Source organism: Actinomadura sp. 6N118, from assembly GCF_044326415.1.
Lineage (GTDB): Bacteria > Actinomycetota > Actinomycetes > Streptosporangiales > Streptosporangiaceae > Spirillospora.
In genome coordinates this window covers 501,250-517,466 of sequence record NZ_JBIRAZ010000004.1, presented here as the reverse complement: position 1 = coordinate 517,466, position 16,217 = coordinate 501,250, and the positions used below count along the sequence as shown (strand labels likewise).

The window sequence follows — 16,217 nt, the reverse complement described above, 5'->3', positions numbered from 1 at the left end:
GACCCCATCGGAGTGGGAGAGCGGTAACCGCTCTCCCTCGCCTTTGGCGAAACAGGCGCAGCGGACGGTCGTCCATCAGCGCGAAAACGGGCCTGCGCCATGGTCGCCGCAGCCAGCACCACAGCGATGGCGACCCCCACTGCGAGCACTTGCCGCCCCGGTGGTTGCCGAGCGGCGGCTCCGAGGAACCTGCCGGAACGATCGAGAGTGCGCTGGAACGGTCCCTTGCCCTGATGCCGACCTCTCACGGTGCCGATCGCCCCTTCTGCCTCATCAGGCCGCCGAAGCCACCTGATTCACCTCCTTTAGATAGAACGGCTCCGACCGGTCCAAAGGCTCACCGTTCGAACGCTTCCGCAGTGCAAATCCCCTACCAGCGACGGCAGAGGCACCCGCCGACGCCAGCACAACGTGGCAATCGCCCTGGTCAGAGCACAGATTCCCTCGGTCGGCGCAGCGTCCCCAACGAACCTGCGTTCCGAAGAAGTGGTAGACCAGCACCCGGCCCCGCTGTATCGGATCAGCCAACGCACCGACCGAACACCTTCCCTGGCCCGCGCGGATCCCGTCCACGCCTCGTCGCGAACCAATCATGTGTCGTGCGCCGCGGTTCCGGCATCGCGCGACTGGTAGTCATGAACCGGGCGATGACGGACGACCCTGTTAGGGGGATCCGGTGAAGCGAACCGCGGATGGGAGGTTCTGGCATTCGCTGAGCGAGGTCGAGCAGCAAGAACTTCTGGAGCTGGGCCAACGGGCAAGCCATCCACCGGGAACGGTCCTGTGCCGTGAGGACGCGTCCGCGACCGATGTCATAGTGATCCTGTCCGGCTGGGCGCAGGTGTGCAGCGGCACAGGCTCTGAGGAACGGATCGTCGCCCTGCGCGGCCCGGGGGACCTCATCGGGGAGCGCGCCGCCTTGATGGTTCGTTCCCGCTCGGCCACGGTCGTCACGCACGACACGGTGGAGACCCTGGTTGTGCCGGCCGAAGGGTTCGCCGCGTTCCTTGAGGAACGCCCGAGGGCTGCCGCCCTGCTCGAGCAGCAACTCTACGGTCGGCTTAACGAGAACCGCGTCTCCGGCCCGCTCGAACGAATCGGTCCCCAAGACGCCGAATGGGCGGGACAGAATTGCTCGATCTTCTACACCGACATCGCCTCGTTCAACGATCCAGGCCGCACTGACGAGGACAGGCGGATCGTGAAGCGAGTGATGTACGAAGTGCTCAGGGATGCGTTTGCGGAGTCGGAAGTGCACTGGTCTGGCTGCCACCGCGAGGACCGCGGCGACGGAGCGCTGCTGGTCGTCCCGCCGACCGTCCCGACCACCCGGCTGGTCGATCCGCTCGTTTCAAAGTTGGCTGTACGGCTGAGGTCGCACAACCGCCGGGCTGGCGACGTCGTCCGGCTCCAACTGCGAGCCGCCCTCCACGTCGGCCCGGTGACGAGCGACGGGGAGGGGGTCTCAGGTGAGGCCGTCAGCCAGGCCGCGCGGCTGCTCGACGCGCCCATCCTCAAGTCCGAGATGGCCCGAACTGGAGCTGATCTCGGGTTCGTCGTCTCGGACTTCGTCTATGACTCGGTGGTCAAGCATGCCCCTGGTCCGGTGGATCCGCTCGCCTACCGCCGCGTCAAGGTCCGTGTGAAGGAGACCAAGACCAGAGCGTGGATCTACCTCAGCGCCGAAATGGGAAAGCGCACACCCGACCTGCGCGCACGACCCTCCGCGAAGCCTCCGACTTCCAATGGCCCGTTCTTCGAGGGCGATCTGAGGGTCGAGGGTGACCTGGTCATGGGGAACAAGATCATTATCCGCGATTGAGCGCCAGTGCCGCTCAGTATTCGGCGCCCCAGTGACGTTCCACCTCTGACTGGATCGCCCGCCATTTCTCTGGGGAACGGCTCACCGCAAGATTTCGCAGCACTGCATAGCGGAACATCCATCCGACTGCCTGGTCATCCACGTCCCACGTGCGCTGGTAGGTCTTGATGAACCGATCCGCGGCGCCGAAGCGGTCGTTGGCGGGCTGGTGCCTGGCCAAGTGCAGCGCCGCGAGAACGGCGTCGTAGAGCAGGCGGTCTTCTTGTGCCCGGTCCCAGTCGATGACCGCGACCACCTCACGGTCCTTGACCAGGATGTTTCCAGGGCTCAGGTCTTGGTGTGTGATCCCGACCGGGCCGAGGTCAAGATGGCTCGCCTCCTTGGCCAGCTGTTCGAGCCCCACCCGCACGACCGCCGCGTCCTGCTCCACCCGCAGCCGGGCCGTCATGTCGGCCACGAACTCGTCGCGCCTGGTCAGGACCGCCAGGAGTGGCCAATGGTAGGGCGCGAGGCTTTCGGGTGACACTTGGGTCGGGTGACGGTGGCCTTGCGCGATCGTATGGATTTCGGCCAGCTTCGTGGCCCAGTCCTCGATGAGCTGCGGGTCACGCCAGTCAGGTGAAGGGGCATGGTCGGCAAACGGCCTTACGAACCAGTAGTGCGAGCGATGCTCGATCCAAGGAGTCTTATCGCGGCCGACCGGAGCATGCGCGGGTTTGACCGTACGGGTCTGCTCGCTCAGGAACGCAATGAGCGCGAACTGATAGTGGAATGGAACTCTCCGGTCGTCCTTCTGGACCTTCGAGAGTACGTATTTGCGACCCAGCCAACGATAAATGAAGTGGAGGCTGTGGCATCTCAGCCGGTCAGTGGAGGCGGGGGCGGGATGGTGGTCGTAGTGAGACGCCAGAACCTCTAGCCACGATCGTTCGACCAAGCTGCATCTCCGGCGGCAGGTGCCTGCCACCGGTCGTCAGTCGTCTGTCGAGGCGCAAGGCAGTTGGACCTTGGGCGTTGGCCGCCCATGAGTGGGGTCTATGAGAACACAGTGTCTACTGGGCCTGCGGCAGGTTTCGGTCAAGCCGGCGTAAGGCGTCCGCGATCAATCGCCGCCATGGCCCTCCTCAAGAAGGACGGCCTTGGCGAATGCCTTCTCGGCGGCCTCTTTGTCTCCCTGCTGGGCGCGGATCTCGCCACAGAGCCTCCACGCCTCGTGCCGGCGGCGCTGCTGGCCGAGTTCCTCACCGAGCCGTAGGACCTCGTCTATGTGAGATGCGGCGTCCTTCAGGTTTCCCATGTCGCGGAGGATCTGGGCCAATGCCACCATCGTCGCCATTCTGCCGTGGCCGTCGTTGACCTCTGCGGCAATGGCGCAAGATCGGACTGCGGTCCGATGGGCCTTCTCCAGCAGTCCGAGACGGTGGAAGAGCTTGCAGAGAACGTCGAGAGAATCGGCTTCACCGCGCCTGTCCCCGATTTGCCGGCAGAGGCGCATGGAGCGTGTCGCGCCCTTCCTCGCCGCGTTCAGATCGCCGAGATCGCGTTCGACGAGGGCGAGAGCTCTGAGTGCTGCGGCTTCACCGAAACGGTCGCCGATCGAGCGGCTGATCTTTAGGGCTCGTACCGCGTCCTCACCGGCTGGGTCGTACGTCTGCAACCGACGGTAACTGCGGCTCAGGCTCGTGAGCGCCTCTGCCTCGCCGTGACGGTCGCCCAGCTCTTGGAGGATGTCGAGGGCTTCCAAACCGGCCCAAACCGCCTCACCCTCGTGGCCGATCCTGCGCAGGATGGTCGACAGGTAGACGAGGGCCTGCCCCTCCCCATGGCGATCGGCAATTGACCGGCGAATTTGCAGGGCGCTCTCGACGAAGTCGCGCGCCTGCTCGTGTTTTCCCAGCCACATGTGGAGGTGGCCGATGAAGGCGAGGGTCTCCCCTTCGCCATGACGATCACCGATCTCATGGCGGAGTCTCAAAGCCTGCTGAGCGTAGTCGAGAGCCGGTGAGGCGCGACCCCAGGCGTGGTAGATGTGGGCGATGTTGTCGAGAGTTTCGGCCTCGCCGCGTACATCTCCGATCCTGCGTCTGATCTTCAGCGCGGACTTGGCCTTGAGGTAGGCCTCTTCGTATTCGCTCAACCCCTGGTAACCGCGCGCCATGGTGTCGAGGGTCGTGGCCTCGCCATGCCGGTCTTCGATCTTCTGGCGGATCGCCAGCGCGACCCGCGTAACGGCGAGAGCCTCGCGGTATTCACTGAGGTGCAGGTGGATGCGTGCGATGTTGTCAAGGGCGACGCCCTCGCCGTAGCGGTCGCGGACCTGGCGGCTGAGCCGACATGCCACATCCGCCTCAGCGAACGCCGCCCGCACCTGGCCCATCTCGCGGTAGGCCACTGCGAGGTGATGATGCATGAAGAACTGGGACGGAACGTGTCCGCGCCGTTCGGCCCCCTCGAGCCCAAGGCGATGCACCTCGATGTTCTCGTGACCGTATCTGCGCAGCTCGAAGTAGTCGTAGACAGCGTCGGCCAGCCCGATCGTGAGCTCGTCCCACCGCAGCTGCGAGGTCTGGCGGACGATCTCGACGAGATTGCGGTACTCGGCATTGAACCACTCCAGTTGGCGGGTGCGTTCGGCCGGGGCGGCGTCCACCGGCGGTGCAGTCAGTTCCTGGCCGATGGTTCGCCTGTACCGGTCCAGGAAGCGACCCGCCTGCTGGGCCCGGGTCAGGTACCACGTGGCCAGGCGCTGGAGGGCTGCCTCACGGATCAGACGATCGTCCTCCGCCTCTGCGCGTCCCCGCGCGTATTCCCGGAGCAGCTCGTGGAGCTGGTAGCGGCCTGAGGAAATGGCCTGGACGAGGTTCGAGGCCTCCAAGCCGTTGAGCATGTGGAGGGCGGCGTCCGGGGTGACCGCACACAGAGCCCCGATCGCCTCAGGAGTAAAGGTCGGGCCCTCGATCAGGCCCAGCAGCCTGAACGTCGCGACGAGGTCTGGTTTGAGCCCGCGATACGACAGGTCGAAAGCGGCTCCGACGGCGTCGTCCAGGTCCTGGCCCAGGGTGAGGTTGGAGAGCCGGTCTCCCTTCGTCAGCGCCACCACGGTGTCGGCCACCGACTGCTGCGGCCTCGTCGCGAGATTTGCCGCGGCCACGCTCAGTGCCAAGGGCAGCCGGGCGCAGATCCGGACCAGTTCGGTGGTCGCCTCGGGTTCGGCGTCCATCCGCTCGTGCCCGGCGACCGTGCGAACGAGTTCGACCGCCTCGCTCGGGGGCATCAGATCCAGCGGAATCATCCGGGCATGCCCACGTGCGACGAGACCGGCGAGGTCGTCGCGCGCGGTCACGACGACGACGCACGATGAACTGCCGGGAAGCAGCGGGTACACCTGCTGGGAACCCGCCGCGTCGTCCAAGACGATGAGCAAGTCCTTCTTCGCAAGCTGTGACCGGTAGAGAGCCGTGAGTTCGTCTTCGTCAACGGGAATCCTGCTGGCAGGGACGTTCAGCGCACGGAGCACCTGCCCGAGTGCCTCGCGTGAGGAGAGCGAGGCCCGATCCGAGTAGCCCCGCAAGTTGATGAAGATGTTCCCGTCCGGGAAGCGGTCGGCCATGAGATGGGCCCAGTGCACGGCCAGCGTCGTCTTTCCGACACCTGGCATCCCGGTGATGGCGATGATGAGCGGCGAGAGCGAGTGCTGTTGCATCTCGATCAGGGCGTTCAGTTTGGCGAGGACCTCGGCTCGCCCCGAGAACCCGTGGATGTCGAGCGGGAGTTGCCGTGGGGGCGGCTGCGAAGGTCCGCACGCCAAACCGCCAACGTGGATGATCTTGTCGCGGGCGACCGAATCGCCCGCAAACCTGGCTTTGCCCGGATAGGCCGCCACCTGAGACCCTCGCCTGCCCGTTGGTTTGCCGAGAACCTACCGCGCTCCCGTCACTGGAACCGTGTAGCGCGACACACTTGGCTGGCGTCCCGAGCCACCGGCCGTCGACGGGCTAGTCGCCAAGCCGGACATGTACTGGCCTTTTGCGGCAGGCAGCGATCGTCCAGCTGCCTGAACGCTGAGAGGAGAGACGGGTCTAGACGGGCGGCTGGAGGTGGTCGGACAGGCGGGTGCTACTGGACCAGAGTCGACCGAAGTATCCGATCGAAGCCCGAACGAAATCTCGATCGTCGATCCGAAATCCACCCATTTCCAGAGAGCTCCCGGCGTCGAAGGTGAGAAAAGTTGTCACATCATCGAAAATAGCTATGTTTATGGCGTCAGTAGTGATCTGCCAATTTAAGACACGCACTTCGTATCTGGATATGTTCCTGGTATGCGTGTAGAAGGTTTTTGCCCATTCAAGCATTTCGTCATTGGGGAGACAGATCACGCGACGCGCCGAATGAGCTCCTGGCCGGGCCGCCCAGGCGAGGACCTCCTTAAAATACTCGGATGCTGCTCGCCCAGTTTCTTGGTCCGTGAATCCTTCAAGGTACGGGGGTGGAGTCACCCGCATGTAAGTTGTGAGAATCCGGTTTTTGGACTGCCGTACCTGCGTGACCAAGGAAGTATAGAGTTCGCGACCAGTAAGGTGGTAGACGGGCGAGTCCGGAAGCGTTGGCAACATTTCCCGAACCGTTGGCAGTGGCAGCTCGGCGTTGATTTCCCTATCCACTTCCGTCCACTTGGACCTCCAAGTTCGGATGTCCCCGCTGCAGGCCCGTATGAAGGCTTCTGTCTGCGCCCAGGAAGGAAACCGGCGGCCATTGAGTATGGCCGAGACGGTGGCATGGCTGCAGTGCATCGCAGCGGCCAGCAGTTGCTGTTTGGGCTTACCGGCATCACGGTGGAGCTCGCGCAACGCGAGTGCGAAGCGTTCGGTGGGCACCGCAGGGTCCAAGCGGCGTGGACGTTGGGGCATCACTCGGGCCTCCGCGACGACAGCGTCTTTGCCCGTCATTGTCAGCGATCGTCAAGGCTTGTCGTAAGAGTTTGCCGAGATCCGTCGACGTACGTCCTTGCGAGGCAGCCATACGTCCTTGTCAACGCTTTGAGTCTGTGGGGGAGATCGGCTGGAGACTCAGCAGGAGACGCGCGCCCCTAGAAGAGGATGGACCCAAAACGTCATGTCTGCTGCCCCTAATCTGCGCCTGATCCGGACTGAGGAACGCCCTCAGTCGGAAACAGGGCCCGAGCTCCGAACACGCGTGCCACCCTCTCCGCTGCTCGCCACCCTGGCTGCGGTCGATATCTGTTCCTTCGGCAAAGGCGACGACTATATCCAGCTGCACCAGCGTCGTGAGATGTACGAGCATATGGCCGAGGCGTTCGAGATCACACAGATCCCGTGGCAGGAGTGCTACCTGGAAGACCGTGGCGACGGCGCTCTCATCGTCGCACCATCGAACGTACCCGCCGAGTACCTTCTCGACCCACTGGCACACCACCTGACTGCGGTACTACGTCGATACAATCGACTCGCCTCAGCGGCCGCACGCCTCCAACTTCGCCTGGCCGTCAACTTCGGCTACGTCTATCGCGACGACCACGGGTTTGCAGGTCGCCCGCTCATCCATCTGTTCCGACTGTTGGAAGCAGCTGAATTCAAGCAGTCCATCGCCGACGCCGACGCCGACGCGGATTTTGGTCTCATAGTTGCCGAACGGCTCTACACTGACGCAGTAAATTATGGGGGCTTCGTCAACCCTGGTTCTTACCAAACTCTGCGAATCAACTGTAAGGAAACACGGGCACTGGCTCGGGTGTGGCTTTCACCCGGGAAATTTACGCCACAACCGTGCTCCGAATGACCATAAAGCGGTCGCGTTCCCATGCAGATCCCGATCGGCCGCGAAGCACCAACGGCCCGATCGGCTCACTCAAGATCGGCGACCCCTTTTGATGCTGGCGATGTGCCTTCCACGGCTGGGGCATGTGACGTCAGGCATGGATCGCTTGAAGCGGGTCGCCTTGCGCCAATCAGCCGTGTCAACAACTGGGCTGCTGACCTGCACTTAGGGGAGTCCGGCTTGTTGCCTGGTCGTTGCTGTGGTGGGTTGGGTTGCCAAAGCCACTGAGGCGTAGCAGTGCTGGGGTGAGGACGAAGAGGCCTACTGCGAGGGCCGCGACCGCGACCATGGCCCCGCGTAGTCCTACCGCATCGGCCCACACTCCGACGTAGACCGGACCGACGAGGAATCCGAGGTAGGACACCGTCGTGACGACCGACGTCGCGCGGCCCCGGCGGGATTCGTCGACGTTTTGCGAGACGACGCTGAGGAGGGTTGGGAACAGCACTGCGGTCCCGGCGGCGGCTGCGGCGAGGCCGAGGCCGGCGACGAGCAGTGTGGGTGTGATGGCGATGAGGGCCGTGCCGGCCGCAGCGGTCATCGCGCCGGCGAGGAGAACGGTGCGAGCGTGGACGGGTTTGAGACCGCCGATGGAGAACCGGGTGATCGCGACTACGCCGGCGAACACAGCCGGGGCGACGGCGCTCAGCCCCACACCTGAATGAAGCTCGTCATGGGCGAACACCGCGCTCCAACTCTGGTGCGCGTTCTCGCTGGCGAACGCGAGCGCGCCCAGCACTCCGATGAGCACAAAGGGGGCGATCCTCCCGTCGGACGCTGCTTGATCCGCTGTCCTGATGCGATCGTGCGTGACGCCTGCCGGGAGTGTCTTGAGCAGGAAGGCGCAGGCTGCCATTGAGAGAGCGGCCACGGCTATGAACGGGACGGCGAGCGGCAGCGACTCGGCCGATGCCCATCCGGTGGCAAGACTTGCGAGGACCACAAGGGTGGAGAAGACACCGTGGGCTCGGGTGATGACGGGCCGGCCTGCGACCTTCTCGGCTCGTCCGGCGACCGCGTTCATGGCCACGTCGGCTGCTCCGCTGGTGGCGCCGACGAGGGCAAGCCCGACGCACAGGCTCGCCAGGTTCACCGCGGTCAGCGCCAGACCGGCACCGGCGACACCGAGGGCACCGATGACCACGGCCGCGACCGTCAGCCCCCATCGATCGAGTGCCCGGCCCGCCAGCAACATCGCGGGAAGCGCGCCTGCGCCGACAAACAGCAGTGCCAAGCCGAGCTGGCCGTCATTGACGCCGGCCTGGTGCTGGACCCGCGGCACCGAGCCACCCCACACGCCCCAGCACGAGCCGAACGCGGCAAAGGCCGCGAACGCCGAAATGATCATCTGGTGCGGCCGGTCCCGGGTCATCTGTGTAACGATACACAACGCGCTAGGCTGAGCGTCATGAACGCGTCCGCGGGCTCGAAGCGGGTGACTCTCGCCCAGGTGGCAGAGCAGGCCGGTGTGTCGGTCATGACCGCCTCCTACACCTACAACCAGCCGGACCGCGTCTCAGACCAGGCCAGGTCGAAAGTGCTCGCCGCGGCGTCCCAGCTGGGGTACGCCGGGCCTGACCCGAGCGCCCGGTCGCTGCGCCGCGGCAGTACCCGCACGCTCGGCGTCGTGATGGGTGAGCATCTGAGTTACGCGTTCGAAGACCCGGAGGCGGTGTCCTTCCTCGCCGGGATCGCCGACGTCTGCGCTGATCGTGGCTATGGCATGACCATCCTGCCGATCACAGGTGCCGCCGACGACGTCCCGCGGATCACGGCCGCCGCCGTCGACGGGTTCGTCGTCTGGACCACCTCCGACGACGATCCGGTCTTGGCGGCCGTCCGGGCGATGAGGCGTCCCGCCGTGGTCCATGGCGGTCCGGCGGTCCGCGGGATGGAACTGGTGAGCATCGACAACCGCGCAGCGGCACGTTCGGTGGGCACTGTTGCGTTCGCGGGTGCCGAACGTCCAGCGGTGGTGAGCTTCCCGCTTTCCCGAGCCCGGATCAGCACGATCACCACTGGCGCGGACATCACGGACGTCTTGTTCCCGGTGACGCGTGAGCGGCTGGAGGGCTATCGGGAAGCAGCCGAGGACGCCGGCATCGCGTGGCGCGACGTGGTGATCGGGGTATGCGCACGCAATGACGCGGCCGAGGCCGAGCGAGTCGCGGCATCCCTCCTGGCTTCCGGTGAGCCGCCCGACGCGATCGCCGCCATGAGTGACCAGCAAGCGGCGGGTGTCATCCACGCGGCCCGCGCCGCCGGCCGCGTCATCCCTGACGATCTGGCGGTGACCGGGTGGGATGACGCGGCAGTGGCGGAACGACTCGGGCTGACAACTGTGGCGCAATCCCTACGAGACCAGGGCGCGGCATGCGCGCACGCTGCGCTCGGGCAGAAACCGAACTCCCGGACCGCAGCGTGGTCCATCGTTCGCAGAGGCAGCACACGCCCATGACCGCTCGAAAAACCCTTTGCCGACACCTGGATCACTGAGCTTCCATGGAGTCACCGATGGGGAATGGTGCAACGGCAGCACACCGCGCTCTGGACGCGGCGATTCAGGTTCGAATCCTGGTTCCTCAGCGATGGCCCTTTAGCTCAGGCGGCAGAGCGCTTGGTTGAAGCCCAGGAGGCCGAGGTTCGATTCCTCGAGGGGCCACTCCGCCTTCGTAGCTCAGTTGGCCAGAGCATCCCTCTCGTAAAGGGAAGGCCGCCGGTTCGACCCCGGCCGAAGGCTCACATCTTCGCAGGTGAAAGGCCTAACAGGAGACGATTCCAGCTCCTGAAAGATCGTTTGTCATCAAAATGTCATCGGGATTCCAAGCCACGCGAAGACATGACGCGAGACGCCCGCGGCCCATACGGCAGGTGTGCGATTCGGTCTGACAAGGCATGGATGGTCGGCTTGTCTAATCCAGCCAACGCCACCACCCGCGCCCCGCTTTGAAAGCACGAGGCGCATTCCTTCGATCAGGGGGCTTGGGCCAGAGAGAGCGAGCGAGGTTCCAGCCTTGACCGCAGCGAGGGAAATCAGCATCTTCAGCCGCATCGCAGGATCACCGCCCACAATCCAGCAGGATGCGCTGCCCGGTGCCACCTGAGGCGCCGACGAAGCGATGCAGGGACTGATGTGCACGCCTTTCCCGTCGAGGCCTGAGGTGGCGGGCAAGGCGAGGTCACGGGCAGGTTGAGCCCGCTCGCGAAGGCGAGATCGAGGTCATACCGTCGCTGCATTGGAGGACGCAGGGAGAACTCCGGGCGAGGTTGTGGGGCGATGGCAGAGGCGCGGAGGTCGTCGGTAACATCAATGCCGAGGACGGTTCCGTTGCCTTGGCCTCACGTTCTGGCCAGGTCGCGGGCGCAGGCATGGATGAGGGCGAGCGCCTGCCGGAGGTATGGGGCGTGGGTCCGGTGGCTTGTCGCGTTAAGCCGCAGGTAGAAACGCTCGCACACGCGTGTGCTGGACAGGAAGGCCTGCCCGGTGCCGTTGATCCGTTCGAGGAACCGTTGGTTGGTGGCGTCGTCCGCCCGCATCCGGAAGACGACGACGGTCAGGTCTGGTTCCCAGGGAACGTCGAGCAGCGGATCAGAGGCGAGGTCGCGGTAGGCGAGGCGGGCGAGATCGAGTTTTTCGTCCAGTGCTTCGCGGAAGGCGCCGACGCCGTGGAGATGCAGGGGAAGCCAGAGTCGCATCCCACGGAACTCCCGGGTCAGCTCTGGGCCGAGATGGCCGTAGTCCGGCAGCTCGTCCAGGCCGGTCAGGTCCTGGAGGTAGTCGCCGCCGCCGGCGTGAGCGGCGTGGAGTGTTCTGGCGTCGCGTGCAAGGAGCACACCGGTCCCGTAGGGGAGGAAGAGGCTCTTGTGAGGGTCGAACACGATGGAGTCGGCTTTTTCGATCCCCGCGAGGCTGGCACGGCCGCGATCGGTGAGCTGGAAGCCGCCGCCATATGCGGCATCGACATGGAACCAGAGCCGCTCTTTTCGTGCGAGCGTTCCGAGTTCCGGTAGAGGGTCGATCGTTCCGGTGCTCGTCGTTCCGGCCGTGCCGACAAGGAGAAAGGGACGCAGGCCCCGGGTGCGATCTGCCGTGATGAGCCGCGCGGCCGCGTCGGGGTCCATGCGGAGTCCCCGTGTCGGAACCAGCCGGACGGACGAGGCGGGCAGTCCGGCGATCCGCGCGGCCTTCCCGACGCAGTAGTGCGTGTGCTCGGTGACGTACAGCGTCGAGCGGGCCAAGTCCTCACCGAGGCGGTCGTGGCGTGCAGCGACCACGGCGGCCAAGGTCGCCAGCGAACCGCCGGTGGTCACCAGACCGGTGGCGCTGGACGGAAGGCCGAACTGGTCGCACAACCACCGCAGGATTCCATGCTCCATCGCGACCAGGGCGGGCGCCAGCTCGGCGACGGCGGTGTAGCGGTTGTACGTCTGCGCGACCAGCTCGGCGAACGCGGAGCTGATCAGGCCGCCGGCGGGGAAGTAGGCGAGGTAGCCCGGACCCGCCGTGTCGAGGCCGTGCTCGGCGGCGGCGTGGAAGGCGTCGAGCAGGGCCGGGAAGTCTCCCTGACCTTCCGGCGGCGGTCGCAGCAGTTGTTTCACGAGTGCGTCGGAAGCACCGAACCGACCGGCCGGTGTCCGGTGGACGCCGTCGACGAAATCGGCGATCCGGTCGATGACCGCCCGTCCCATCCTCTCGATCGACGCCCGATCCGGCTCCAGGGGGTTCTTCGCGTCGTTGGTTTCGATGTCGGTGTGCATGGTCGGGAGGTTAGGGAGTCTCGGTCTCCGCAGCTTGTACGATTCTGCCGCCCCGCTGGAAGCCACCGGGTGACACGCCGACGAGCCTCCGGAAATGCCGGGTCAGGTGCGCTTGGTCGTAGAAGCCGACCGTTGCCGCCACCTCGGCGGGCGGCAGTCCCTTCTCCAGCAGCCGGCAGGACGCGCGCACACGAAGCTGGATCAGGTAGGCGTGAGGCGGGAGGCCGTACGCGTTCCGGAACGACCGCGCCAGGGTGGACGAGCCGACTCCCAGATCGGCGGCGAGCTCGTCGAGACCGGGCGGCTCGGTCATGCGTTCGTGCAGCACTTCGCGCGCCCGTTCGAGGATCTTCGTGGTCACGTCGCGTGTGTCGCGTACGGGTGCGGATGCTCGACCGTATCGCCGCAGCAGCCAGGTCATGGCTTGGCGCATCGTTGTCTCTGCGGTCAACGCGTCTTCGGTCTCGGTGATGGCGTGTGCTCTCAGCAGCAGCCTCGCGCCCTGGCGGTCGTAGACGACGCGTTCGGCGAAACGCGGTGTCCCCGGCGTCCCCCCGAGGCCGGACAGGACGCCGGTTGACGGATAGAGCACGCGGTAGGCCCAGCCTTCTCCGGTCAGGGCGGCTCCGGTGTGCACCACCTCGGGCTCGATGAGGACGATCGCCCCCTGCCCGACGCGTTCGACGCCGTCAGCGAACCAGATCTCCTCCAGGCCGGACTGGATCACACCGATGGCGAACGTCTCATGGCTGTGCCGAGCGAAGGCATGCGAGGTGTAGCGGGCACGCATGAGCCCGAGCCCTTCCAGCCCCCGCAGACGCCAGAACCGTGAGGACTGCGCAGTCGTCACCAGACCGTCCACGAGCCAATCATCTCCGTTATGGCCGAACGTTCCCGGTCGCGCGGCGAGCCAGGCCACGCGGCGAGCCAGGCCACGCGGCGAGCTAGGTCCGGCGCGGGCTTGGCGACCGCAGGCCCGGTGGCACGTCGCCGGGCCGGTCGCTCTGAACTCTGGCATGCGCGGGACGTCAGGGCAGCAGGCCCGTGCGCCGGGCGGCCGTGACGGCCTCCATGCGGGTGTGGCTGTCCAGCTTGCGCATGGCCGACCGCAGATAGCTCTTGACCGTGTCGGGTCGCAGCCCGAGCCGCCGGGCGGCATCGACGTTGGTGCAGCCGACGGCCACGTACGACAGGACGTCCAGTTCCCGGGGTGAGAGCGCCAGACGTGGTGGGCCGTCCATGGGGGGCTTGCCGTCGGCGGCCGCGAGGCGGGTGGACGCTGCCAGCAGCCGGTCGCGGAGAGCCGGGTCGCTGATCTGGTCGGCGAGACCGCGCAGCTCGGCGTGTACCGCGCGGACCTGCTCCCAGCGGGCGGTCACGGACGACGGGCCCTCGTCCGGCGCGGCCGCGGTCTCGCGTTGCATGCGCGCCAGGGCCTCGTCGGCCGCGTCCCGTCCCGCCAGTTCCTGTTCCAGGTCGCGGACCGTCTGCATGGCGGCGGCCACCACGCGGTCGGCCAGGCCGATGGGTTCGCGTAGCGCCCCGTACAGAACGCCGCGCACCTGCCGCCGTACGACGATCGGGAGCGCCACCACCGAGAGCAGGCCCTCGTGCACCACGGGCGCATCGTAGTCATGGCTGATGGACGACGCGCGCGGGTAGTCGCTGACCCAGACGGGACGGCCCATGACCATCGCCTTGCCGCCCAGGCCGGAGCCCTGCCGCACCACCAGCCCGTTGAGAACGCCGGTGATGTTGCCGACCAGTTCGCTGATGCGCACCTGCCCCGGCCCGGCCAGCGCTCCGCCGAACACCACCGGCAGCCCTGTGGTGCGGTGCAGCGTCAGGACCGAGGAACGGAACGCCCCGGCGTCGTCTCCCATGTTCGTCAGCATGCTCTGTCCCATCCGGTGAAGCCGGAGGCCCGGGTCCGACCGGACACACTCGACCAGACGCGCTCGATCATGCGTGCTCCGTGGCGGTGACGTCCTGCAGGCCGAGGATGTCGATGGCCTCTTCCCGCATCTGCACCTTGCGGACCTTGCCGGTGACGGTCATCGGGAAGTCGCCCACGACGTGCACGTACCGGGGGATCTTGTAGTGCGCCAGACGGCCGGTGCAGAACGCGCGCAGTTCCTCGGCGGTCAGCGGCTCGGCACCGGACCGCGGCCGGATCCAGGCCATCAACTCCTCGCCGTACTTGGCGTCCGGCACTCCGACGACCTGGACATCGGCGATGTCGGGGTGGGTGAAGAGGAACTCCTCCACCTCGCGCGGGTAGACGTTCTCACCGCCGCGGATCACCATGTCCTTGATCCGGCCGGTGATGTTGACATAGCCCTCGGCGTCCATGACGGCCAGGTCGCCGGTGTGCATCCAGCGGGCCGCGTCGATCGCCTCGGTGGTCTTGTCGGGTTCGTTCCAGTAGCCGAGCATTACCGAGTAGCCGCGGGTGCACAGCTCGCCGGGCGTGCCGCGCGGCACCGTCACCCCGGTCTCCGGGTCGATGATCTTGATCTCCAGGTGCGGGTGCACGGTGCCGACCGTGGACACCCGGCGGTCCAGGGAGTCTTCCGCGCGGGTCTGCGTGGACACCGGGGAGGTCTCGGTCATGCCGTAGCAGATCGCCACGTCGGCCATGCCCATCCGCTCGATGACCTGCTTCATCACCTCGACTGGGCAGGGCGACCCGGCCATGATCCCGGTACGCAGCGACGACAGGTCGTGATCGCCGAAAGAGTTGTCGTTCAGCTCGGCGATGAACATGGTCGGTACGCCGTACAGAGAGGTGCACCGCTCGGCCACGACCGCCTCCAGTGTGGCGCGCGGCTCGAACGACGGCGCGGGGATGACGATGCACGCGCCGTGGCTGGTGGCCGCCAGGTTGCCCATGACCATGCCGAAGCAGTGGTAGAAGGGCACCGGCACGCAGATCCGGTCCTGTTCGTCGTAGCCGCACAGCTCGCCGACGAAGAAGCCGTTGTTGAGGATGTTGCGGTGGGACAGCGTCGCGCCCTTGGGGAATCCGGTGGTGCCGCTGGTGTACTGGATGTTGACCGGGTCGTTCGCGCCGAGCGTGGCCGCGATCTCCTCCAGGCGGGCGTCGTCGGCGGCGCGGCCGGACTCCTGCAGGGCCTGCCAGGCGTCGCTGCCGAGCAGCAGCACGTCGCGCAGCCCGGGGCACGTGGGCCGGACCTCATCGATCATGGCCGCGTAGTCGGAGGTCTTGAACGAGGGTGCGGCCACCAGTGTGCGGATGCCCGCCTGGTTGAGCACGTACTCCAGTTCGTGCACCCGGTACGCCGGGTTGATGTTGACCAGGATCGCGCCGATCTTGGCGGTGGCGTACTGGACGAACACCCATTCGGCGCAGTTGGGGGCCCAGATGCCGACCCGGTCGCCCTTGCGCACGCCCAGCTGCTCTAGGCCGAGCGCGATTGTGTCGACCTCGGTGGACAGCTGCGCGTAGGTCCAGCGGCGCCGGGTCGGCCGGTCCACCAGGGCGTCGCGATCGCCGAACGCCGCCACGGTGCGGTCGAAGTCGGCGCCGATGGTGTCGCCCAGCAGCGGCCACGCCGAGGTACCGGACGCGTAGGAAAGCTCAGTCGCGGGGCTCATTGCGAATCCTCCTCACGGAAATCGCCCGCGGCGTCGGCGTCGGGATGCTTACCGACCTCGCTCGCCCCGGAGCTGGACCCGGCGGATCTTGCCGGAGATGGTCGTGGGCAGCTCGCCGGCGGCAACCGATCCGCAGTTTCACCTCCGACATGCCTGCTCCTCGCCGTTTCGGCTGCTAGGAGGA

General features: G+C 66.3%; 11 protein-coding genes and 3 tRNA genes. 6 read left to right on the top strand and 8 right to left on the bottom strand.

Annotated elements, in window-relative coordinates:
• Window positions 1-676: 676 nt before the first annotated feature.
• Complete coding sequence (locus ACH34W_RS13175) at window positions 677-1,822, top strand: Crp/Fnr family transcriptional regulator (protein ID WP_395961089.1); 1,146 nt, start codon at window positions 677-679, stop codon at window positions 1,820-1,822.
• A gap of 13 nt (window positions 1,823-1,835) precedes the next feature.
• On the opposite strand, the gene ACH34W_RS13170 is transcribed toward ACH34W_RS13175, so the two are convergent.
• From ACH34W_RS13170 to ACH34W_RS13160, 3 genes are all read right to left on the bottom strand, one after another.
• Window positions 1,836-2,759, bottom strand: coding sequence for a phosphotransferase (locus ACH34W_RS13170; RefSeq protein WP_395961088.1), 924 nt, complete (start codon window positions 2,757-2,759; stop codon window positions 1,836-1,838).
• Between the two features lie 165 nt (window positions 2,760-2,924).
• Entirely contained in the window at window positions 2,925-5,705 is a 2,781-nt protein-coding gene (locus tag ACH34W_RS13165; protein WP_395961087.1) for an ATP-binding protein, read from the bottom strand.
• Window positions 5,706-5,901: 196 nt separating this feature from the next.
• Window positions 5,902-6,696 (bottom strand): helix-turn-helix domain-containing protein, encoded by a 795-nt coding sequence (locus tag ACH34W_RS13160; RefSeq protein WP_395961086.1) that lies wholly within the window; start codon window positions 6,694-6,696, stop codon window positions 5,902-5,904.
• Window positions 6,697-6,934: 238 nt separating this feature from the next.
• On the opposite strand from ACH34W_RS13160, the gene ACH34W_RS13155 reads away from it, so the two are divergent.
• Window positions 6,935-7,618 carry a hypothetical protein gene (locus tag ACH34W_RS13155; protein WP_395961085.1) on the top strand — a complete coding sequence of 228 codons (684 nt, stop codon included), beginning with the start codon at window positions 6,935-6,937 and terminating at the stop codon, window positions 7,616-7,618.
• A 178-nt stretch (window positions 7,619-7,796) separates the two neighbouring features.
• Here the strand turns inward: ACH34W_RS13155 and ACH34W_RS13150 are convergent, their stop codons facing one another.
• On the bottom strand, window positions 7,797-9,029 hold the full coding sequence (locus tag ACH34W_RS13150; protein WP_395961084.1) for an MFS transporter: 1,233 nt from the start codon (window positions 9,027-9,029) through the stop codon (window positions 7,797-7,799).
• 36 nt (window positions 9,030-9,065) lie between these two features.
• Between ACH34W_RS13150 and ACH34W_RS13145 the strand changes: the two genes are divergently transcribed.
• The 4 genes from ACH34W_RS13145 (at window position 9,066) to ACH34W_RS13130 (ending at window position 10,397) form a co-directional block, all read left to right on the top strand.
• Window positions 9,066-10,115: a LacI family DNA-binding transcriptional regulator gene (locus tag ACH34W_RS13145; RefSeq protein WP_395961083.1), complete on the top strand. Its 1,050-nt coding sequence runs from the start codon at window positions 9,066-9,068 to the stop codon at window positions 10,113-10,115.
• Window positions 10,116-10,172: 57 nt separating this feature from the next.
• Window positions 10,173-10,243 (top strand) — tRNA-Gln (locus tag ACH34W_RS13140).
• A gap of 4 nt (window positions 10,244-10,247) precedes the next feature.
• A tRNA-Phe gene (locus ACH34W_RS13135) sits at window positions 10,248-10,319 on the top strand.
• Between the two features lie 4 nt (window positions 10,320-10,323).
• Window positions 10,324-10,397: transfer RNA gene (locus ACH34W_RS13130), tRNA-Thr, on the top strand.
• A 599-nt stretch (window positions 10,398-10,996) separates the two neighbouring features.
• On the opposite strand, the gene ACH34W_RS13125 is transcribed toward ACH34W_RS13130, so the two are convergent.
• From ACH34W_RS13125 to ACH34W_RS13110, 4 genes are all read right to left on the bottom strand, one after another.
• On the bottom strand, window positions 10,997-12,415 hold the full coding sequence (locus ACH34W_RS13125) for a pyridoxal phosphate-dependent decarboxylase family protein (RefSeq protein WP_395961082.1): 1,419 nt from the start codon (window positions 12,413-12,415) through the stop codon (window positions 10,997-10,999).
• A 10-nt stretch (window positions 12,416-12,425) separates the two neighbouring features.
• Window positions 12,426-13,277 (bottom strand): helix-turn-helix domain-containing protein, encoded by an 852-nt coding sequence (locus ACH34W_RS13120; RefSeq protein WP_395961081.1) that lies wholly within the window; start codon window positions 13,275-13,277, stop codon window positions 12,426-12,428.
• A gap of 166 nt (window positions 13,278-13,443) precedes the next feature.
• Complete coding sequence (locus ACH34W_RS13115; RefSeq protein WP_395961080.1) at window positions 13,444-14,310, bottom strand: LuxR C-terminal-related transcriptional regulator; 867 nt, start codon at window positions 14,308-14,310, stop codon at window positions 13,444-13,446.
• A gap of 67 nt (window positions 14,311-14,377) precedes the next feature.
• Window positions 14,378-16,033, bottom strand: coding sequence for an AMP-binding protein (locus ACH34W_RS13110; protein WP_395961079.1), 1,656 nt, complete (start codon window positions 16,031-16,033; stop codon window positions 14,378-14,380).
• Between the last annotated feature and the right edge of the window lie 184 nt (window positions 16,034-16,217).

Bases quoted from the DNA above. Each gene is read 5' to 3' on its own strand.
- ACH34W_RS13110 (WP_395961079.1), bottom strand. From the start codon at position 16,033: ATGAGCCCCGCGACTGAGCTTTCCTACGCGTCCGGTACCTCGGCGTGG.
- ACH34W_RS13155 (WP_395961085.1), top strand. From the start codon at position 6,935: ATGTCTGCTGCCCCTAATCTGCGCCTGATCCGGACTGAGGAACGCCCT.
- ACH34W_RS13115 (WP_395961080.1), bottom strand. From the start codon at position 14,310: ATGCTGACGAACATGGGAGACGACGCCGGGGCGTTCCGTTCCTCGGTC.
- ACH34W_RS13125 (WP_395961082.1), bottom strand. From the start codon at position 12,415: ATGCACACCGACATCGAAACCAACGACGCGAAGAACCCCCTGGAGCCG.
- ACH34W_RS13145 (WP_395961083.1), top strand. From the start codon at position 9,066: ATGAACGCGTCCGCGGGCTCGAAGCGGGTGACTCTCGCCCAGGTGGCA.
- ACH34W_RS13150 (WP_395961084.1), bottom strand. From the start codon at position 9,029: ATGACCCGGGACCGGCCGCACCAGATGATCATTTCGGCGTTCGCGGCC.